The organism is Amycolatopsis sp. NPDC050768 (genome assembly GCF_040654155.1).
Classification (GTDB): domain Bacteria; phylum Actinomycetota; class Actinomycetes; order Mycobacteriales; family Pseudonocardiaceae; genus Amycolatopsis.
Map to the genome: position 1 here is coordinate 1 of NZ_JBFAHL010000034.1, position 19880 is coordinate 19880.

A 19880-nucleotide genomic window follows, 5' to 3' on the forward strand; every position below is an offset into this window, starting at 1 on the left:
TCGAGGCCCAGCGCGCGCGTGTGCTCGAGGACGGTGCCGCCCGCGAGTTCGACCTCGGCGGCGAGCCCGAGCAGCCAACGGCGGGGGTGGAAATGCGCTTGCCCGGCGACGCGTACAGCACCGAGGGCGGGCACGTCCAGCTCGACGTCCTTCACGTACGCCGCCGGGAGCCCGGCCTTCGCGGCCGCGTCGGCTTCCTTCTAATTCAACCATGAATCAAATGGCGTTGCGCCATCAGGGAACCACCATTCAGAGTGCTTTCCGGCAGTCTCAAGGTCCGCATCGAATTGATACCTGTACTCAAACTCCACTTGAAAATAGAGCTCATGCTCTCCGCTTTCATCGATTACCTCAAGTTGCCGTGTAATACCGACGATAAAAGTCGAATCTGGCAGCCAGGTCACTTTTCCATATTGAAAGAGATGCCCATCCGCGTCACGATCATCCGGGACATCGAACTCTGTCGCAGCGAACGCGCGGGCAAGATCGACGAGAGTGGGGATGGCCGGACTAGTGGTTACATCCCCCACGACGAGGCTACGGGCGATGTCAATCGCATCAGCGACTGGGCGTTTGTTCGACAATCGAACCTCCGTTTGCGATGTTGCTAAGTTGGTCGCGCTCGTCGACTGCGCCACCATACTCGGACAACCAGCTAACCGGTGCCTACGGCCAGTAGCCACTCCGCAGCTGATTCCTGACGTGTCCGATCACGTCGAGAGCTTCATCCCTGCTCCCAGGGCTGTCCATAGTGCCGTCCAGTACGTGTTCTCCATACTTGAACAGCCTGTCCGCGTGAGTGCGGTCGCGGTCGATCACGCACTTCTCCGTGCCCGTGATCGTCACCCTCGGCTTTAGGCTGCCCGCAATGCGCATCGGGAGCATGCCAGACCTGCGCTGGAGTCTGGTGTGACCATCCTTTCTGTCGCGCTGATGCTCGCCGGGCACGGCATCGCGGACGACGGGCCGCGTCACGCCTTCGGCCACACCTGACGGGCACGGTCCGGTGGCGCCTTGCTCGTCGTCCTGGTCGGCCTCGTCGGCCGATCGCACGAGCAGTAGCGCGCGGCCAGAATGGGGACACCGGCGGTGTAGCGTCGGCCACTACGAGTGCCGTGAGCACCGTCTGTCCCGAGTTGCTCGAGTCCTTCAGCCCCTCACGCTGGCTACCACGTCGAGCGTAGGAGTCCATCGTGCGTGAGCTTCGGCCAAGATTTGAAGCCCGGGAGTGGAACTCATAGTAGTGAGAGTTGCCGGTGGGGGAGCGTTCGCCGAGTGCGAGTGCGTCGGCTAGTCTTTCGGCATGATCTCCCAGAACCTGGGAGATCTCCCATGCGGAGGGGTTCAAGTTCGGACACTCAATTACCCCATAGAGCCGCGTGCCGCGGCGAGGTCAGAGTAATAGCACCTGCCGTCCGGTGGTTTCGGTTGCGGCATGTATGCGTGGTGGGCCACAAGGTTTGACTTCATGCGTGGGACCGCCGTACATGATCGTCAGGTGACTCGACCTCAAGTAGTCCGCGATCGCGGAAGCGTCGTGGCCTACCTCTTCGGCAAACCGGGCGCGAAGATCGTTGAGTAAGCGGTCTTCGCGGACGTAGACATTCTTTGCAAGCCCTGGTGGGCGGTTGCGGGCGCCGGTGTGACCGTGGCGGCAGCGGTAGCCGGGCCGGCCGTTCGCCCAGCGCGACTCCAGTCGGCGGCCACAGAGCTGACATTGCACGAGGCCGGCCAGCATGTACGCCGCGATCCACGCGGACCTTGAGCAGGACGATCCGACGCCGGAGCAACAGGACCTGCTGGCCGGGGTCGACCTCGTCATCTCGACCGGTTGCGTCGGGTACGTCACGGACAAGACCATCGCCCGGGTCGCGCACGGGTCGCGGCCGTGGATGGCGCATTTTGTGCTGCGAATGTTCTCCTACGACCCGGTCGCGGCAAGCCTGGCCGAGCTGGGCTACCAGAGCGTCGGCGTCGACGGTGTGTTCCGGCAGCGGAGGTTCGCCTCGGCGGAGGAGCAGACCCAGATCGTGGAGACGCTCTCGAGCGCGGGTATGGACCCAGAGGGCCTGGAGACCGACGGCTGGCTATACGCCCAGCTGTACATCTCCCGGCCGGCCGGCGCGGGCACAGAGCTCGCCACCGTGATGAACACCGTGGCGCCCAGTTCAGTCACCAGTGTCACAAAGTTGGCGGATCCGCCACAGATCGGCGAATGCCACTAAGAATCCGCCATCGAAAGTGAGACCCTGCAGCGCGCTTGCAGGGGAGCCACACCGCACTCGGTGGCCGGCCACCCCACCAGCCTTGTTCGTGCAGGAGGGCGGACGGACTCAGCGGGCCTGGTCCGGCCAGCCGTAGGCGTCGAAGACCGCGAGCGGGTCGAGGTAATCCCGCCAGTGCGCCACCTTGCGGTCCCTGATGGTGACGACGGAGACGAAGTGGTTGTCGTAGGCGTGTCCGGTGTGGACGGTGCGCCCGTGCACCGCGTACTCGAGGACGACCACCGACGTGGCGGGATCGTGGTGAACGGCCAGTTCGTCCGCGGCGTGCAGGATCATGCCCTGGCCGTACGGGCGGTACAGATCGACGATGGCCCGGCGTCCTTCGATCCGTCGCGGATACCCGGGCACGGTGATCACGAACTCGAAGACCACGTCCTCGGCCAGGATGTCGAAGAAGTCCGATCGATCGACGAGCCCCGCCAGCCCTTCCTCGACGATCCGGAAGAACGGATCTAGAGCCGAGAAGTCGTCCATGGTGTACTCCGCCATGCTCACATTCCTTTCCACGCCAGAGTATTGCGCTCGACGAACTCGACGTCGTTGTGTTCGGATCCGCCGGATCCGAGGCGGTCCCGTACCGCGTGCGCGGCGAGCTCGGGCGCCGACAGGACCTGGACGCCCACCTCCTGTGCCACTGACTCGCGAACACCGGCCAGCGAGTACTGGGCCAGGCAGATCAGGTCGAAGGTGCCCGGCGCGGTCCGCACTCCCTCGACCAGCGCCGCCACCAGCGCCGGTGTGTCGTCAGCCGAGGCCGCCTCGGCGGCGCCCGCGCAGAACAGCGGAACCACTTCCGCGGCCGACCCGCCTTCCGCGACAGCGGTCCGCAGCCGGGAACCCGAGTCGGCTGCCGAACCGCGCAGGGACGCGACCACCCCGATGCGCCGGGCACCGGACCTCGCCGCCTGCCGCATCATGTCCTCGTCGGCGGGGAGGACGGGAACGGACCAGAGTCCGGCGGACACGGCCGCCGCCGACCCGTACATCGAACAGGCGATCACCACGGCGTCGGCTCCTTCGGCGACGGCGTGGTGCACCAGGCGCAGCACACGGCGGCGGAGCGCGAGGTCGACGGCGCCGGTGGCATCGGCCGCCGCAGCGAGGCGACTGTCCAGCAGGTGCCACACCAGTGCGCCGGGCAGTTCCGCCGCCAGCGCCTCCTCGATCGGACGCATCGAGGAGATCCCGCTGTGGATGACGGCGACCGTCTTGCCAGGTGTCACGGTCGATCCTTCCGCTCGTAGCTCGTGCGTCCGGTCGAGCGGCAACGGTGTCCGTCGGGTCGGGGATCCCTCCACCAGCCAGCAGGATCACCGTCGACCACCGGAATCCAACCACATTGGTTGACAGGTCGATAGGTTACCGGGACTGTAGCTCGCCACCGTGTCGAAGGCCAGGGCTGACTGCCGGTTCGCCCGAGGAGCCCAGTGGCACAAAAGAGCGCAACCCCGGGCACGAGCCCGGGGCTGCGCAGGTACCGACCGGCGGGCGGCCTCAGCTGGTGGTGGCCGCCTCGTTCTCGATGGCGCCGCCGGCCGCGAGACGCTCGCGGACCCGGTCGATGTGGGTCCGCATCGCGTAGGCCGCGGCTGCGGGGTCCCGATCCTCGATCGCCAGGAGGATCCGCTCGTGCTCGCGGTACTTGACGTCGTTGCTGGCCTCGTGGTCCGCCTGTTGCCGGTTGTGCCGGACGGAGGAGTCGAGCAGGGACCGCAGCCGGAACAGCACGTCGGCCAGGGTTCCGCTGTGCGCCGAGCGGGCGATCTGCAGGTGGAACTCGACATCGCTGTCCACCCATTCGGAGACGGTCCGGGAGAGCCGCAAGGCCTCCAGGCGCTCGCGGAGCGCGGCGAGGTCCTCCTCGGTGCGCCGCTGGGCGGCCAGCTCGGCTAGTCCGCCTTCGATCACCCGACGGGCGTCCATCAGCTCGGCGGCGTTCTTGTCGCCGAGCAGCATGCCCCACTGGATGACCTGGGGCAGCAGCGTGGATGTCGCACTGCGCAGGTAGGTCCCGTCCCCCTGTCGAATCTCGAGCAGTCCCAGCACGCTCAGCAGCTTCAGGGCCTCGCGCACGGCGGAACGGCCCACCTCGAAGGTCTCGCAGAGTTCGCGCTCACTGGGCAGCCGGTCCCCGACCCCGATGTTTCCCGACTGCAGGAGGTAGTCCAGCAGTTGGCGGGTGACCTCGAGCGCCGGGGTGAACCGTTCGACTCGCTCGACCTTCCGAAGCTCGGTCACGGTGGTCCTTTCTGCAGTGTGGGACCCCTGACAGTGAATAGGTTGACCTTTGCACGCTACACCCCCGGGCGGTGCCCTCAGTCGACCGCCCGGGAGGAGGGGAAGGTGCGTGTTTCCGGTGAGGGGACTACCGCCGCGGCGGTACCAACACGCGCTCTTCATGGCAGGCCGTGACCATAGTGCCAGCTCGGACCGCTGATGAGCTGCCGCGAGCAGCCTTGACAAGCCATACATCAACCTGTCAACCTTTGCGGGTCAGGCGAGAGTGAGTTCGCCATGAGGAGAGTGCCCGTGAAGTGGTCCTACCCCTACGGCACGCCCGAGGTAGAAGCAGACATCCTGGGAATGCGTGGTGACCCGGAGGACGTGCTGACGGCCCTCGCCGGGCTGGGCTACGACGGGGTCGAGCTGTTCGTGCGCGATCCCACCCGCATCGACCTGGCCGCGCTCGACGCGGCGGTGGCCGCGGCAGGGCTGGCCGTGACCGCGATCGGCACCGGTCCCGCCGTGGCCGACGACAAGCTGACCTTCACCGACCCCCACGCGGCCGTCCGCTCGGCGGCGGTGGCGCGGACCGTGTCCGTGATCGATCTCGCCGCGCACTACGACAGTCAGGTGAACATCGGCAAGCTGCGTGGAAGGACCCGCGGTCACCCGGATGCGCGGCGATGGATGCGCGAGTGCCTCCTGGAAAGCGCGGAGCACGCGGCGCGGGTGGGGGTCACGCTCACGCTCGAGCCGCAGAACGGCTCGGTCATTGACAACCTCAACACCACCCAGGCCGGCGTCGAGTTCGTGCGGGAACTCGGTCACCCGAACGTCGCGCTGATGGTCGACATCTACCACGCGCAGATCGAGGACCGGCGACCGAGCCTCGCGTACCTGATCGCCGGCGACCAGCTGCGCCACGTGCACTTCGCCGACAGCAATCGCGGTGCGCCGGGACGGGGCAACATCGACTTCGGCCTGCACGTCGCGACCTTGACAGCACTGGGCTACCAGGGCGCAGTCACCTTCGAACTGGACCAGCGCGACGACAGCCTCGCCACCGCGGCGGAAGCGCTGGCCCACCTCACCACACTCGATCGCTGACCATCAACGAGACAGGAGCGCGGATCCATGCGAGTGGGTGTCCTCAAGGGCAACGGCATCGGGCCGGAGATCACCGAAGCGACCAAGAGTGTCCTCGAAGCCACGGGCCTGCCGCTGGAGTGGCAGGACATCCCGATCGCCGAAGAGGCGGTGGCTCTCCACGGGCATCCGTTGCCGCGTGCGGTGGTGCAGGCTCTGGCCGACGTCAAGGTGGCTATCAAGGCACCATTGATCGTGAACAAGCTCGAGGGCCGGATCACCTGTATCCAGCCCGACGGCTCGGAGGAGACCTACCCGTCGCTGAACAACGCCATCCGGCGTGAGCTCGGTCTGTTCGTCAACCCGCGCCCGGTCCGCGGCTACCGCGGGGTCTCCGGGCGGCACGCGGACCTCGACCTCGTCGTGATGCGCGAGATCACCGAGGACGTCTACATCGGGTTGGAACATCGAATCGGTGACATCGCGGCCGAAGCGATCAAGCTCACCACCCGGCAGGCCGCCACGCGCGTTGCTCGCTACTCGTTCGACTACGCGCGCGAGCACGGCCGCGGGCGAGTGACCTGCCTGCACAAGGCGAACGTTCTGAACTACACCGACGGCCTGTTCCTGCGCTGCTTCCGTGAGGTCGCCGAGGAGTATCCGGAGATCGAGTCGGACGACATGATGATCGACGCGGCGTGCTACTCCATCGTCCGGGACCCGCGGCGGTTCGACATCATCTGCACCACCAACCAGTACGGTGACATCTTCTCCGACCTCGCCGCCGGGTTGGCGGGCTCGCTGGGACTGGCACCGGGGATGAACATCGGCGACAGCGTCTCGGTCTTCGAGGCCGCGCACGGCGCCGCACCCGACATCGCCGGCAAGGGCATCGCCAACCCGCTCGCCCTCGTGCTGTCCGGGGCGGAGCTGCTGGCACTGACCGGGCACCACGGGGAGGCCAGCGCGGTACGCGATGCCGTGGACGAGCTGGTGACCGTGGGTTCCGGGCTCACCCCGGACCTGGGGGGAAGTGCGACGACGGCACATGTCGCTGAGACGCTCGCCGCGGGTGTGCGCGCCCGCATCGGCTAGTACGCGCCCGGGTGGACCCGACCGAAATGACGAACGCGAGCAAAGGGAGTTGGCAATGACAGGGTGGGACATCCCGCTCATCGAGATCAGTGGTGGGCCCCGGGAACGCGGCCTGGCCTACGGAGAGGCCGCCCGCCCCCTGATCCGGGCATCGGTGGACTACTACCGCGAGGGCTTCCACTACTCCTCCGCCCTGGACTGGGCGGACGTCTGCGAACGGGCCCGCGCCTGGCGCGATCCGGTGGCCGAGGTCGCCCCCGACTTGCTGACCGAGATCGACGCCATCGCCGAGGGCGCCGGCCTGCGGGCTGACGAGGTGTTCGCGCTCAACGCCCGCGGCGAGATCGTCCGGGCGCACGACAGCGGATTCGGCCCGCAGGAGGTCGACGGCTGCTCGTCCTTCGCCCTGCTTGCCGAGGCCACCGGCGACGGCCACGTCTACTGCGGCCAGAACTGGGACTGGCGCGTGGGAACGGCGCGGACCGTGGTGATGCTGCGCGTGGTGCAGCCGCCGAAACCGACGATCATCATGCAGGTCGAGGCCGGGCAGATCGGCCGGCACGGTGTCAACTCGGCGGGCATCGCGCTCAACGGCAACGGACTGGACGGCGCGTTCCGCACCCCGCTCGGGCTTCCCCAGCCCTTCCTGCGGCGGATGATCCTCGACAGTGCCTACCTGCGCGACGCCCTCCGAGTGCCCTACGACGTCCACCAGCACATCGCCACCAACCTGCTGTTCACCGCCCGCGGCGGGGTGGCGATCGACCTGGAGACCACCCCGGTGACCCATCGCTGGGGCTACCCGGACAACGGGATCCTGGTACACGCCAACCACTACCAGTACGGCGTGCCGCCGGAGATCGCGGAAGGCTACCGGCCCTCGTCGGTCGACTCGCTCTACCGCGTACCGGTCATCGAACGCGGGCTGGCCGGCGTCCGCAGCGCCGCCGGCTCCGACGAGGTCCGCGCGACGATCCGGCGGACGATGAGCGACCACATCGGCTTCCCGCACGCAGTGTGCGAACACCCTGACCCGCGACAGCCGGAAGTGCGGCACAGCATGACGATGATGTCTGCCCTGGCGGACCTGACCACCGGCGAATACCGTGTGACCGGCGGCAACCCCTGCGAGAACGAGTACACCCTGCTGCCCTGGAACATCAACGACGGCCCCGGCGGCGACGAATGACCCCGCCTGCACCGGGGTCCGGCACGGACGTGATCGCGTGCGGCGAAGGAAGGTGAGCGAAGATCGTGGCCTCCCCGGTTCCAGAGAGCGAGGTGAACAACATGAAGGATTGCGTCGATTGTTCCAACCCCCGGCTGATCCAATTCTCCAGATTCGTAGGATCCGCAGACACCTCCCGCGCGCGCACCGGGCGGCCAGGAACTCGGCGAACGAATGGTGCAGAAATTGCAGGTCGGTCTCGGTCCGCACGAAGATCCCGGTGCCCGCGAGCAGGGCCGAGAGGTTGTCCTGCCGGCCGTCCGGCAGCGTTTTTCCCGCCGGTAGAACCGTTTGCCGTTCCTCGACCCAATTCTCGGCTGTGGTCTTTAGGGAGCTGTCCGATTTGAGTCGGCACTCCGCCAGGTGCTCGATGAGGGCGACTTGGGTGCTCGTCCAGCCACTCGATCAAGCGCATCCGCTGCGGTTGATGCCCGAGCCTGCGGCGAAGTTCAGCGAGCGTGTCGCGACCGCCGACTGAGCGGTCGAGTAGGTGCTGCATGAACGTGGTGTAGAGGTCGACTCGGCTGTCCGGCAGCGGGCGGCCGGGGTTCAGCGTCGCGACGATGGCGGCGATTGTGGCGAGCAGCGGGTTGCGGACCAGTCCACTCAGCTTGCCGTCGCTGACCTGCCTGATGAACTCGCGCGCCCGGTCCGGCGCGGTCAGCGGGTCCTGAGCGCGGAACCAGGCGTGCGCGAAGTCGGTGAGCTCGTCCGGTCCGAAGGGCGGAATCGAGTACTTGGTGACGCCGGCGTCTTCCAGTCGCCTCAGCTCGCCGCCTTCAAGGGGCCGGGTCGTGATCACCAGTCGTTGGTCCGGGTTCCGGCGGACCTGATGCGCGATCGCCGCGATGACTTCCTTCCGGGTTTCGGCTTCGGTGATTTCGTCGAGGCCGTCGATGAACACAAGCCAGCGGGCACCCACGGTGCGCCGGGTGAACAGTTTGGCCGCTGGTGCATGGGTGAGCCGGCGCTGCAGCGCGTCCCGCACTCCGGCCGCGACCAGTTCGCTCCATGCCCAGGAGCCGGCGAGCGCGCGAGCCGAGATCCGGACGGCAGCATCGGTTCACCGATCGGCGGTACTCCCGTACCATTCAGTCAAATTTCGGAGAGCCGGTAGGCGTACATGTGCCCAAAGGTCGACTTTCCCGCGCCCGGCGGACCCTGGATCAGCACGTGTCCGTCGCGGGCGAGTACTTCGGTGATGTCGATCGGCCGCTCCGGCTCCGGGCTCGGGTGACCGTGCTGTTCGAACGCGTTGCCTGACCCTCGCCGTTGGCGGTCCGGCCCGACGTCTTCGCGAGTTCACTCGCAGGCTCGATGTCGCGGTGAGGGTGAGCGGTGGATTTGCGCGACCACGGGAGTTGTGAGGGCAGGTACTGGGGGAGTGTGCACAGCGCGTAGGCGTCAGCTACTCTAATGACATGATCTCCCGAAATCTGGGAGATCTCCCATGCGAAGGGGTTCAAGTCCCCCCTCGGACACACACGTTAACCACACGGGGAGAGGCGGTCACCACGACCGCCTCTTTTTTGTTGTCGTAGACGACTTGCAGGCCCAGGTCTCTCGGTACACCTGCATGATCCGGTCGGGGTTCCGTGAGTTGAGGTGCCGTGCGACGTCGCCGAGCTGGTCGAGCATCGCGTGCACCTCTGCCGCGTCGATCGTCTGCGCTTCTGGCAGGTGCTGAAGCTCTTCCTTCGCTGCTTGCCGCTCGGCCTGAGCGATGTTCATCGCGTCGACCAGGGCCGCCGGGTCAACCCCTGCTTCGATCGCCGCCTGGTGCCTGCGCAGCCGTGCTTCCGCGTCCTTAAGTCGTTTCTCCACGGCGTCCCGGCCCCTGCCTGGCTGGCCGCCCTGCGCTCCGACCAGCGCGGCCACTGTCTCGTCCCGGTTGGCCGGGTCGAAGACCTGACACAGCCAATCGTTGATCGGCGGAGTCACGACGTCCTCTCGCAGATTCACCGTCTTCGGGTGGTCGGCGAGCGCCGCCGAGCCCGGCGCCAGTGTCCGCGCGATGCACCGGTAGTACACGCCTTTGCGAATCGCCGCGCCCTGCATCTTCCGCGTACAGATCTCGCAGCGCACCAACGCTGTCCGGTGTCATGACGCTCGGTGTGGCCGCGTGGCCCGCTTGTACCGGGGGCGCGGCCCGCCCCGCCGGCTCCGAGCTGACGGCCGCCCCGGCACCGGCGAACGCCACCGGCGACCGCGGCGATGGTCGCATGCACGGTCCGGGCCAGGACGTAGAGCCCACCGATGATGGCGTCGCGTTCCTGCGCGGTGAACCCGCTTGTGACAAGGACTGTTTCGGTGGCGGTGTCGGTGTGCGCGTTCAACCTCTACGACACCGACACCCCGGCCGCGATGAAGCGGTTCGCGCGGCTGGAAACCCAGGTGCGTGGCCTCGACGCGGACGTGCTGGCGGTGCGAGAGGTCGTCGCCCGCGAACCCAGCCCCGGTAACGAGCCCGGCAAGCGGGAGCTCGCGACAGCGGGGGTGCGGTGGGCGGCCAAGCTGTGAGCCGTCGATGGAAGCCGGGCGGGCGCCGGTGCTCGCGATGGGCGGCGGGATCCACCACGCTGCGCTGCTCTGGCGCGACGGGATCAACGCGGCGCCCGGCACGGTAGGCCGGTTCGAGCGCGCCGCACGGGCACGTGGCACTCCCTCGTGACCGAGGTGTTCGACCTTGGCTGCGCGTCGGGCCCGTGCACCTGTCGCCGTTCGATCAGGTCTGCGCGTGGTCGGACGCCGCGCAGATCCTGCGCGCGATGCACGGCGACGACCTGCCCGGGTTCGTCGGCGGCGACTTCAACGGCGTCGACGCGACGAAAGTGTAGGTGCTCGACGGCGGCGAGTCCTTCTATGACGGGAACCCGTACCTGCACCATCCCTGGCAGCAGGCTCCGCTCCGATGTTGGACGACCGGCGAATACTCGACACCATGAACACATCCGCACCGCTGGCGAACCTCATCACTCTTGGTGCGCGTGATCTTCGCGCGCTGCGCGACTTCTACCGCGCGCTCGGCTGGCCGCAGATCATGGACGACGGCGAGTTCGTGGCCTTCGAGCTTCGCGGCATCGTGCTGGCCTTGTTCCCGCTCGCCAAGCTCGCACGCGACGGGAACACCGATCCCGACCCCGGCACAGGCGGCATCCGGTTCACGATCGGCGTGATGGTCGACAGCGCCGATGAGGTCGACCGGCTGACCGAGCAGATGCGCGCCGCCGGCGCTCGCGTGACCAAGGAACCCGTCGACGCGGAGTTTTTCACCGGGCGTTCGGCCTACCTCTGCGACCCGGAAGGCAACTACTTCGAGATCGCCTGGGCCGACATGCCGGACAACCCCGTCGTCATCGCGACGCGCCGAGCGGCCGGCACCTGAACCTGAACCAACGGCCAAGTACTGCTCCCGGAAGCGACGCCATTCCGGCGACCCACGTCAGCCGGATGGAGCCACTGATCTCCGCCGCGGTGACGCCACTGTCCGCCTCTCCCACAACACGCCGACATAACGATCAGTGGAAGTCTTGTGCCCGGTTCGCTCCGGTCCTGGCCATGAACCCCTCCCACCCCGCAGACCTGCCCGACCCCCACGCGGTGCTCGGCGTGGCACCCGGCGCCAGCACCGCCGAGATCACCGCCGCCTACCGGCGCGCCGTGCGTGAGTGCCACCCCGACACACCACACCCGGACCGCGAACGACTCGCGGCCGTGATCACCGCCTACCGCCACCTCCGCGACCACCTCGCGCGGCAACCCACCGAACCGCACCAGCGCCCCACACCAGGCCACGACATCCACGTGCGCGTGCACCCCCGCACCACACCGCCAGAACCAGACGTGCGCGCCGGCCCCGTCCACCGCCACCCTCACCGAAAAGCTGGTGACCGTGATCCCCTCGAGCGCGGACAGGGAGCAGATGCGCCGACTACTCAACGTTGGCTGAGAACCTCCGTCACGCATCCAGGCGAGGCTCAAGGCTCGAGGGTTACCCGTTGCCGCGGGCCCATCCCGTCATCCCCGCGGGGATGGTCCAGGTCGACTCCGGTGAAGCGTTGCGGGCCGCCTCGCGGGATGGCCACTATCGCCGTGGCGACAGACGTCACCGTCGGACCGCATACTGACTCGAGAGAGACTTCGCCTTCGCGATCGCCTCATCCCACGGCACCACGAAGCCGTTGATCTCGGCGAGGTATCCCGCGCACAACACCATTGACCGGACTACGGCCGCCGCAAGTCCGATCCGGCTATCCGGGGTCTAATCTCGCTCGTCACAGGTCGCGGCGGTGCTCAACGAGCCAGGCGGCGACCTCGTGCAACTTCATGTTGCCGTGCTGCGACGCGTCGACGAACATGCGGAACGCGGGTGTGGCGTCCACATCGCGGCGTTGCATGAGTATGCCCTTTGCCATGCTGTTCACGCCCCGGCTTTCCATGGCAAGGTGCAGGTGAGCTTCGGTTTGGGCACCGACGAGCGCGATCGCGGCGTGAATGACGAACATGCGGCCGTTCTACTCGGTCTCGTCGCCGAAGGCGTCCGTCTCGGTGGAGACGAGTCCGCGGTGACCCGGCGAGCGGCCGGGTCGATCCTCAGCCGGCCGAGCGTGATCTCAACCTGGCTGCGATCGGACGAGTGGCGCCGCAGGTTCGCGCGCAAACGAGCATGCAATTCGCCCAGCGCCACCGGTTTCACGAGGTAGTCGTCCGCGCCCGCCCGAGTCCCACGACCACGTCCATCTCGTCAGCACGCGCAGTGAGCATCACGATCACGCACGCCGGCAGCGCACCACGCAGCGCGTGGACACCTCCGTACCGTCCACGTCCGACAGGTCCAGATCGAGCAGGACCAGGTCGCACGGCTGTTTCGCCGCGTCCTGCAAGGCCGTGCGGCCACAGGTGTGCCACGCGACCTCGTGCCCGTGCTGGGCCAGGCTCGTGTGCAGAACCTCACCGATAGTGCCGTCGTCTTCGACGACAAGGACCGGGCCATGCCCCGAGAATATCCGCGTTTCCCGATTCCAGGGCAGTGCGCGATCATTTTGCCTACCGCTAACCTGAGCGGACTGTTCGTTTGCCCGCGCGAACGGCGAAATCGGTTCGCATCCGCCCGTGAATGCGTTTTGATCGGCACGCGCCGACCGGATCACCGGAGCGGCGTCGCGACAGCCCGGTCACGTCGCGGGTGGCGTCGTTCCCAGGCGTAGGAAGAAAAAATCTAAGATCCAATTGGTGCGACTGCGGCACAAAGGCTGCACCAATTCCGCGCCGCCTCCTGCGTGGCATTGGAAATTATCGCTCCAGAAAGGCTTGACAGCCGGGCGTCGTCCACCACTAGTCTGGATTGCGAGCACAAAAACAGATGTTCTTGTGGAGCTAGCTCCGACCATTCCGTATCGGGCTGGGGCGTGTCAAGAACGTCTTCGTTGAGGATTCGGGTTGGCGGGAGTTCAGTCGCATGAGACACGGGTCGGCACCGCGAAGGCTCAGGCGACGCCCGCCCTGCCCGACGGCGGGCGGCACCTTTCGCGGCACGGCCCAGTGCAAGGCGCCGGCCATCGAGGCCGAGCGCGCTGGCCGACACTCGTTGCCGCCCGCGTCTCGGCTTGCGGCCACTTCTCCGATGATCTCGGCGCTTACTCCCTGCCGCGGGCCCGGTTCCGCATCTTACGGGCGAAGACGGGCCTGCCGCCGGTGTTGGTCGATGCGTACCTACATCCGGCGGTAACCCCGCTGTGCTCAGGACGCGAGGCCGCAGTCGGAGGCTGCACCCATCCTTCCTGCTGCGCACCGCGCCGGTTTACGGCTAGCCGTGTTCTGGCCCCAGCTCCGATAGCAGTCCAGGCAAGTGTGGATGTCGTTCATGAGTCAGGCCCGCTTGTCGCGCCGATCCCTCCAATTTCTGATTCAAGAGGTTCACCAAATGGGAAACTCCCACGGCGTCCTGACCGCTGAGCCGGCTGACAATCTGACCACGCTCGCCGAATGCGAGCGGGTCTTTGCCGAGGTGCTCGCCGATATCGTGGGCGCCGACCACGTACCGGTCGACAGCCACTTTTTCGACGATCTCGGCGCGGACTCCATGGTGATGGCCCGTTTCTGCGCGCGGGTACGCAAGTGGCCCGACTTGCCGTCGGTGTCGATGCCGGACGTCTACAAGCATCCGACGATTCGGAGTCTTGCCGCAGCCCTCACGAGCACCACAACCGACACCGCAACCACGCCTGCCTCACAACCGGCAACCACGCTCGCCGAATGCGAGCAACTCTTCGCCGAAGTGCTCGCCGACATCATGGGCACCGACCACGTACCGGTCGACAGCCACTTTTTCGACGATCTCGGCGCCGACTCCATGGTCATGGCCCGCTTCTGCGCGCGGGTACGCAAACGGCCCGACTTGCCGTCGGTGTCGATGCCGGACGTCTACAAGCATCCGACGATTCGGAGTCTTGCCGCAGCCCTCACGAGCACCACAACCGACACCGCAACCACGCCAGCCTCACAACCGGCAACCACGCCCGCCGAATGCGAGCAACTCTTCGCCGAAGTGCTCGCCGACATCATGGGCACCGACCACGTACCGGTCGACAGCCACTTCTTCGACGACCTCGGCGCCGACTCCATGGTCATGGCCCGCTTCTGCGCACGCATACGCAAACGGCCCGACCTGCCCTCGGTATCCATGCCCGACACCTACAAGCACCCGACCATCCGAAGCCTCGCAGCGGCCCTCACCACCACAACCGACACCGAAACCGCCGCGTCGCAGCCGGCAACTCCGGCGGCTCCCAATGAGCCGCCGAGGCACGCCCGCAATGGCAAGTACGTCCTCTGCGGGACGTTGCAACTCCTGTTCCTCCTCGGCTACCCCGGCCTCACCGCGGCCGTCTGGGTGGCGGGTTTCAAGTGGGTCTCGGCCAGCCCGAACCTGGTCGACGTCTACCTGCGTTCGGTCGCGTTCGGCGCCGCGATGTTCCTCGGCCTGTGCACCCTTCCGATCCTCGTCAAGTGGGTGTTCGTCGGCCGGTGGAAGCCTCAGGAGATCCGGGTCTGGAGCATGGCGTACGTCCGCTTCTGGCTCGTCAAAACCCTGATCCAGCGCAACCCGATGATCTTGTTCGTCGGTTCACCGCTCTACGCGCTCTACCTGAGGGCACTGGGCGCGGAGATCGGGCGTGGCGCCGTCATCTTCTCCAGGAACCTGCCCGCGTGCACCGACCTGCTCAGCATCGGCGACGGCGCGGTGATCCGGAAGGACTCGTTCTTCAACGGCTACCGAGCCCACGATGGTGTCATCCAGACGGGCGCGGTGAGCATCGGCAAGGACGCGCTCGTCGGCGAGGCGACGGTGCTCGACATCCGGACCTCGCTCGGTGACGGGGCCCAGCTCGGACACTCGTCCGCGCTGCACGCGGGTCAGGCAATACCTGCTGGGGAGCGCTGGGTCGGCGCGCCTGCCCAGCGGGCCGAGAAGACGAACCAGATGGCGGTCTCAGCGCGCGACGTGGGCACAGGGCGGCGGGTGGTCTTCTCGGCCGTGCAGCTCGGGAACCTGCTCCTGCTGGGTCTGCCACTGACGTTCGGCATCGCGGACTTCGCGATCCCTCAGCTCCCGGAGTTCGGCCCCCTGCTGGACTCGGCACCGGTGTCGCTCACGACCTGGACGTTCTTCCGTGACGCGCTGGTCGTCTCCGCCGTGGTCTTCTTCGGCGCCGTGCTCGTCGGCCTCGTGCTTGTGGGAACGGTTCCGCGCGTGCTGAACCTCTTCATCAAGCCGGACAAGGTCTATCCGCTGTACGGATTCCGTTACTGGGTCCATCGCGCGATCGCCCGCACGACCAACATCAGATTATTCACAACTCTCTTCGGTGGAACCTCCTACATCATCTACTACCTCCGCTGGTTGGGCTACAGCCTTCGCGGCGTGCGGCAGACCGGTTCGAACTTCGGCGAAATGGTCAAGCACGACACCCCGTTCCTCAGCGCGGCCGGCAGCGGAACGATGGTCGCGGACGGGCTGTCCATCATCAATGCCGATTTCTCGAGCACTTCCTTCCGCTTGTCCCACGCGTCGATCGGACCGGACAACTTCCTGGGGAACATGATCGCCTACCCCCCGCAGAGCAAGGCGGGCGAGAACTGCCTTCTCGCGACGAAGGTCATGGTTCCTCTCGACGGACAGGTGCGGGAAGGCGTGGGCTTGCTCGGCGCGCCCAGTTTCGAGATCCCGCGGTCGGTCAAGCGCGACAGGCAGCTCGACGTGACCAGCGCGGACGAGCTGCGCCGCGGCCTCCGGGCCAAGACCATCTACAACACCATCAGCATGGCGCTGTTCCTGCTGGTGCGCTGGACCTTCGTCTTGTCCCTCACCGTGGTCTATCTGGCTGCGATCAACCTCTTGCACTTCCTGGGCTCGCTCGCACTCGCGGTCGCATTGGCCACCGCAGTGGTCATCGTTTTCACGGTCGCCTACAACGTCCTCGTCGACCGGCTGTTCCGGCCGCTGCAGGCCTTGGTGCCGCAGGGGTGCTCGATCTACGACCGCACCTTCTGGCGGCACGAACGCTTCTGGAAAGTGAGTTCCCTGACCTATGTCCTCGCCTTCAATGGCACCCCGCTCAAGAACGTGATCTGGCGGCTGCTGGGTATGCGGGTCGGCCGCCGGGTCTTCGACGACGGCCTCCGCGTGCCCGAGCGGAGTTTCACCACGATCGGTGAGAACTGCACCCTCAACGCGGACACCATCGTCCAGTGCCACTCGCAGGAGGACGGCGGGTTCAAGTCGGACCGCATCGCGATCGGTGCCGGCTGCACCCTCGGTGTCGGCGCGTTCGTCCACTATGGCGTGACGACGGGCGACCGCGCGGTGCTCGCCACCAGTTCTTTCCTCATGAAGGGCGAGGAAATGCCACCGAACGCACTGTGGGGCGGAAACCCCGCCACAGAGATGCGCGAGCACTCGGTCGATCTGCAGGTCCGAAAGATCAGCATCGATGACAACGGCGCCGCCGTGCTCGTCCGCGGTGGCTGACCCGGCAAACGTGGAATGTAGGGATGATTCGATGGACAAGCGGGGAGAAACCGGCCGGGAAGTTCTGGCGGGCTGTCCTGCTCGCGGGCGGCGCGACCGCGATCTCGCGGTGGACGCTCGACCCGGCACCGGGCGGCGGCCAAGCACCGCGGCGACCCTCGATGACGACCTCGCGGCAGCGCTGCGCCGGCCGGCCGATGGGATGGCGCTGCCGCCGCACCCGGTCTGGCGCGTACGCGAAGGTGCAGTCGCGCGGTGTCCTTAAAGGACATCGCCGAGCTACCGCACCGCGAGCACGCCCCGAACTGCTCACGTCTTTCTCTGGTCGGAATGAAGGGAGATCAAGATGTCGTCCTCGTCATCATCGCTGGTGGACGTGGATCTGCAGCTCGGCAGCGTGCCGATGCTGCAGGCCGATGCCACCGGCGACGGGCCGGGCTGGGCGGCCGTGCACCGCGATGCCTTGCGCGCCGTCGTCGCCGAGCACGGTGCGGTCCTGGTCCGCGGTCTCGGGCTGCGCGATGCGGCCGAGGTCGCCGCGGTGTTCCGTGGGCTGGCCACCGCAGGCCTGATGACCGAGAGGGAGGCGTTCGCCCAGCGGCAGACCTACGCCGAGGGCGTGTACTCCTCGTCGAAGTGGCCATCGAACCAGCCGATGTGCATGCATCACGAAGTGAGCTACCGGCTCGAGTTTCCCGGCCTGATGTTGTTCGCGTGCCTGTCCGCGCCCGCCAAGGGTGGGGCAACCGGTGTGGCGGGCTCGACGGCCGTGCTCGAGGCGCTGCCCGGTGACCTCGTCGAACGGCTCGAGCGGGAGGGCTGGATGCTCGTTCGCAACTACAACGAGGAGATCGGCGCGTCGCTCGCCGAGGCGTTGGGCACCGAGGATCGTGTCGCGGTCGAGAGCTACTGCCGCGCCAATGCCATCGAGTTCGAGTGGCAACCCGATGGAGGGCTGCGCACCTGGCAGCGCCGCAGCGCGGTGGTGCGGCACCCGGCCACCGGCCGGCGCTGCTGGTTCAACCAGATCGCCTTCCTCAACGAGTGGACGCTCGACCCCGAGGTGCGCGAGTTCCTGGTCGACACCTACGGCGCCGAGGGGCTGCCGTTCACCACCCGCTTCGGCGGCGGCGACCCGATCGGCGAGGACGTCGTGCAGCTGATCAACGAGGTGTACGAGGCCAAAACCATGCGGGAGCCCTGGCAGGCGGGCGATCTGATGCTCGTCGACAACATCGGCAGCGCACACAGCAGGGAGCCCTTCACCGGACCGCGCGAAGTACTGGTCGGGATGGCTGACCCGGTTCGCCTGGCCGACTGCTCGCCGACCGTCGAGGTCAACGTCGGATGACCACGTCGCTCGTGCGACTGTTCGCGGTCATCCGACGGTGCCCAGGTGCAGCGCGCTGGAGGGGCGCGAGCAACGGCTTCCTCGGCACACGACTCGAGCACGTGCGGGAGGTGGGCGGCTCCAACGATCGGTGCGTGAACAGCATCGGGCAGGCACGGTTCCTGTCCGGCGGATCCACCGGCACGGCGGCGCGACGAGCCGGCTCACCCGCAACGGCGCCTGGCGTCACTGCGGCGATCGCCCCGGACCTCGGCGAGCGCTACCTCGACATCGCCTACTGGTCCAGCTGTGTGGAGGACCCAGAAAGACATCTCAGGTTCTTAAGAGTCAAGCCGCAGCGGTGAGTGGAGGTGGGAAGGCCTGATGTTCGTCGAAGAGTTGTCCTGTTTGGAGGCAGTGGTGAAGCTGTCCGAGGAACTTGTTGAACAGGTGTCGTTGGGCTTGGTGGTTCCAGTCTCCGGCGGCGCGGCGGGTGTCGAAGTGGCGTCTGGCGCCGGGGCTGGCGCGCAGCGAGGCCAGTGCCCAGATCGGGCCGACCGCGGCCAGGCGCCGGTTTTTGATGTGTCGGTGCGTGATCACGGTTTTTCGGCCGCTGGCGCGGGTGATGGGGGCGGATCCGGCGTAGGCCTTGAGGCCGCGGGGGTCGGTGAAGCGGGTGCGGTCGTCTCCGATTTCGGCGAGCACCCGGGCGCCGGCCAGCAGTCCCAGGCCGGGGAAGCTGGTGATGATCGTGGCGTCCGGGTGCTGCTCAAAATGGGTTCGTGCCGCTTCCGCCAGACTGTCAGCGGCGGCGCAGGCGGCCTCGAATTGGCTCAGCAAAGCCGAAAACTGGGTGCCCATCGCGTTCTCCACGATCGGTGGCTGCCGCAACCGATCAGACCGGAACACACCGTGGAGGCGATCAACGTCGGTATCGACGTTGCGGCGGCGCCCGGCCTTGGCCAGCAGTGTCCGCAGACGTGCTCGGGTGAGTTTCGCTGCGAGCGCGGGTGTGGGTGCGGCGGCGAGGACGGTGCGGGCGTCGCGACGGGCCAGGCCGCCCTCGGGCTGGCCGGCGAACGCGTCGAGCGCGGCGGGGTAGAACTGCTTGAGCAGCGATCGGAGCTGGTTGCCCAGCTGCTGGCGGGCCCAGACCGCGTCCTGCTGGGCCCGCGCGAGCACCCGCACCGCCTGGGCGAGATCGGTGTCGGCCGGCAGTGGGCGGTGTGCGTCGGCGTCGGTGCGCACGATGTTGGCCAGCATCACCGCGTCCGCGGCGTCGGACTTCGCGCCCGAGACCTGGTGCCGGGCCCGGTACCGCGATGCGGAGAGCGGGTTGATCGCGTAGATGGTGCGTCCGGTGGCGCGCAGCGCAGAGACGAGCAGTCCGTGGTCGGTCTCGATCCCGACCGGGATCGGGTTTCCGGCGGTGTCGCCGCCCTCGGCCAGCAGGTCGAGCAGGTGGGCGAACCCGGTCGCGTCGTCGCCGATGCGGGCTTTCGCGACCACGGTTCCGGTGTCGTTGACGATGGCGACATCGTGGTGGGATTCGGCCCAGTCGATGCCGCAGAACAGTGTCAAACCGTCACGCCTCCTTCGCTA

At 67.2% G+C, this 19880-nt stretch carries 22 protein-coding genes; 12 read left to right on the forward strand and 10 right to left on the reverse strand.

Features of this window, described 5'->3' with window-relative positions; genetic code table 11:
- Positions 1 to 200: 200 nt before the first annotated feature.
- A complete protein-coding gene (locus AB0H62_RS49215) occupies positions 201 to 584 on the reverse strand; it encodes a hypothetical protein (RefSeq protein ID WP_360592808.1) in 384 nt (127 codons plus the stop codon).
- Between the two features lie 809 nt (positions 585 to 1393).
- The gene (locus AB0H62_RS49220) at positions 1394 to 1822 is read right to left on the reverse strand and encodes a zinc ribbon domain-containing protein (protein WP_360592846.1); all 429 of its coding nucleotides are present in this window, start codon (positions 1820 to 1822) and stop codon (positions 1394 to 1396) included.
- On the opposite strand from AB0H62_RS49220, the gene AB0H62_RS49225 reads away from it, so the two are divergent.
- The gene (locus AB0H62_RS49225; protein WP_360592848.1) at positions 1737 to 2225 is read left to right on the forward strand and encodes a hypothetical protein; all 489 of its coding nucleotides are present in this window, start codon (positions 1737 to 1739) and stop codon (positions 2223 to 2225) included. The two genes, AB0H62_RS49220 and AB0H62_RS49225, sit on opposite strands and share 86 nt — an antisense overlap.
- A 108-nt stretch (positions 2226 to 2333) precedes the next feature.
- On the opposite strand, the gene AB0H62_RS49230 is transcribed toward AB0H62_RS49225, so the two are convergent.
- The 3 genes from AB0H62_RS49230 to AB0H62_RS49240 all read right to left on the reverse strand — a co-directional run bounded on the left by AB0H62_RS49230 (position 2334) and on the right by AB0H62_RS49240 (position 4523).
- Complete coding sequence (locus AB0H62_RS49230) at positions 2334 to 2774, reverse strand: nuclear transport factor 2 family protein (protein WP_220240190.1); 441 nt, start codon at positions 2772 to 2774, stop codon at positions 2334 to 2336.
- A 2-nt stretch (positions 2775 to 2776) separates the two neighbouring features.
- Entirely contained in the window at positions 2777 to 3508 is a 732-nt protein-coding gene (locus AB0H62_RS49235; protein ID WP_220240191.1) for an aspartate/glutamate racemase family protein, read from the reverse strand.
- Between the two features lie 271 nt (positions 3509 to 3779).
- Positions 3780 to 4523, reverse strand: a complete 744-nt coding sequence (locus tag AB0H62_RS49240; RefSeq protein ID WP_220240192.1) for a FadR/GntR family transcriptional regulator — start codon at positions 4521 to 4523, stop codon at positions 3780 to 3782.
- A 276-nt stretch (positions 4524 to 4799) separates the two neighbouring features.
- Between AB0H62_RS49240 and AB0H62_RS49245 the strand changes: the two genes are divergently transcribed.
- The 3 genes from AB0H62_RS49245 to AB0H62_RS49255 are packed head-to-tail and all read left to right on the forward strand — an operon-like array spanning position 4800 to position 7878.
- A complete protein-coding gene (locus AB0H62_RS49245) occupies positions 4800 to 5615 on the forward strand; it encodes a sugar phosphate isomerase/epimerase family protein (RefSeq protein WP_266117877.1) in 816 nt (271 codons plus the stop codon).
- Positions 5616 to 5642: 27 nt separating this feature from the next.
- The gene (locus AB0H62_RS49250; protein WP_220240194.1) at positions 5643 to 6689 is read left to right on the forward strand and encodes an isocitrate/isopropylmalate family dehydrogenase; all 1047 of its coding nucleotides are present in this window, start codon (positions 5643 to 5645) and stop codon (positions 6687 to 6689) included.
- 55 nt (positions 6690 to 6744) lie between these two features.
- Positions 6745 to 7878, forward strand: a complete 1134-nt coding sequence (locus tag AB0H62_RS49255) for a C45 family peptidase (RefSeq protein ID WP_220240195.1) — start codon at positions 6745 to 6747, stop codon at positions 7876 to 7878.
- On the opposite strand, the gene AB0H62_RS49260 is transcribed toward AB0H62_RS49255, so the two are convergent.
- Positions 7850 to 8905, reverse strand: coding sequence for a hypothetical protein (locus tag AB0H62_RS49260; RefSeq protein WP_360592809.1), 1056 nt, complete (start codon positions 8903 to 8905; stop codon positions 7850 to 7852). The genes AB0H62_RS49255 and AB0H62_RS49260 overlap by 29 nt on opposite strands.
- A 521-nt stretch (positions 8906 to 9426) precedes the next feature.
- Positions 9427 to 9975 (reverse strand): hypothetical protein, encoded by a 549-nt coding sequence (locus AB0H62_RS49265; protein ID WP_220240197.1) that lies wholly within the window; start codon positions 9973 to 9975, stop codon positions 9427 to 9429.
- Positions 9976 to 10227: 252 nt separating this feature from the next.
- Here AB0H62_RS49265 and AB0H62_RS49270 point away from each other — a divergent pair, with 252 nt between their 5' ends.
- The 5 genes from AB0H62_RS49270 (at position 10228) to AB0H62_RS49290 (ending at position 12102) form a co-directional block, all read left to right on the forward strand.
- Positions 10228 to 10437, forward strand: a complete 210-nt coding sequence (locus AB0H62_RS49270; RefSeq protein WP_220240198.1) for a hypothetical protein — start codon at positions 10228 to 10230, stop codon at positions 10435 to 10437.
- Positions 10438 to 10444: 7 nt separating this feature from the next.
- Positions 10445 to 10588, forward strand: a complete 144-nt coding sequence (locus tag AB0H62_RS49275; protein WP_220240199.1) for a hypothetical protein — start codon at positions 10445 to 10447, stop codon at positions 10586 to 10588.
- 34 nt (positions 10589 to 10622) lie between these two features.
- Entirely contained in the window at positions 10623 to 10754 is a 132-nt protein-coding gene (locus AB0H62_RS49280) for a hypothetical protein (RefSeq protein ID WP_255637957.1), read from the forward strand.
- Between the two features lie 104 nt (positions 10755 to 10858).
- Positions 10859 to 11302: a VOC family protein gene (locus AB0H62_RS49285; protein WP_220240200.1), complete on the forward strand. Its 444-nt coding sequence runs from the start codon at positions 10859 to 10861 to the stop codon at positions 11300 to 11302.
- A 173-nt stretch (positions 11303 to 11475) separates the two neighbouring features.
- Positions 11476 to 12102 (forward strand): J domain-containing protein, encoded by a 627-nt coding sequence (locus AB0H62_RS49290; RefSeq protein ID WP_360592847.1) that lies wholly within the window; start codon positions 11476 to 11478, stop codon positions 12100 to 12102.
- A gap of 89 nt (positions 12103 to 12191) precedes the next feature.
- Here AB0H62_RS49290 and AB0H62_RS49295 read toward each other — a convergent pair whose 3' ends face one another.
- Positions 12192 to 12422, reverse strand: coding sequence for an ANTAR domain-containing protein (locus AB0H62_RS49295; protein WP_255637958.1), 231 nt, complete (start codon positions 12420 to 12422; stop codon positions 12192 to 12194).
- Positions 12423 to 12686: 264 nt separating this feature from the next.
- A complete protein-coding gene (locus tag AB0H62_RS49300) occupies positions 12687 to 13067 on the reverse strand; it encodes a response regulator (protein ID WP_255637959.1) in 381 nt (126 codons plus the stop codon).
- A gap of 713 nt (positions 13068 to 13780) precedes the next feature.
- Between AB0H62_RS49300 and AB0H62_RS49305 the strand changes: the two genes are divergently transcribed.
- The 3 genes from AB0H62_RS49305 (at position 13781) to AB0H62_RS49315 (ending at position 18643) form a co-directional block, all read left to right on the forward strand.
- The gene (locus AB0H62_RS49305) at positions 13781 to 16948 is read left to right on the forward strand and encodes a Pls/PosA family non-ribosomal peptide synthetase (protein ID WP_360592810.1); all 3168 of its coding nucleotides are present in this window, start codon (positions 13781 to 13783) and stop codon (positions 16946 to 16948) included.
- Between the two features lie 346 nt (positions 16949 to 17294).
- Positions 17295 to 18299 carry a TauD/TfdA family dioxygenase gene (locus tag AB0H62_RS49310; RefSeq protein WP_220240203.1) on the forward strand — a complete coding sequence of 335 codons (1005 nt, stop codon included), beginning with the start codon at positions 17295 to 17297 and terminating at the stop codon, positions 18297 to 18299.
- On the forward strand, positions 18296 to 18643 hold the full coding sequence (locus AB0H62_RS49315; protein WP_220240204.1) for a hypothetical protein: 348 nt from the start codon (positions 18296 to 18298) through the stop codon (positions 18641 to 18643). Before AB0H62_RS49310 ends, AB0H62_RS49315 begins: the two co-directional genes overlap by 4 nt.
- On the opposite strand, the gene AB0H62_RS49320 is transcribed toward AB0H62_RS49315, so the two are convergent.
- Complete coding sequence (locus AB0H62_RS49320; protein WP_360592811.1) at positions 18627 to 19859, reverse strand: IS110 family transposase; 1233 nt, start codon at positions 19857 to 19859, stop codon at positions 18627 to 18629. The two genes, AB0H62_RS49315 and AB0H62_RS49320, sit on opposite strands and share 17 nt — an antisense overlap.
- Positions 19860 to 19880 lie beyond the last annotated feature (21 nt).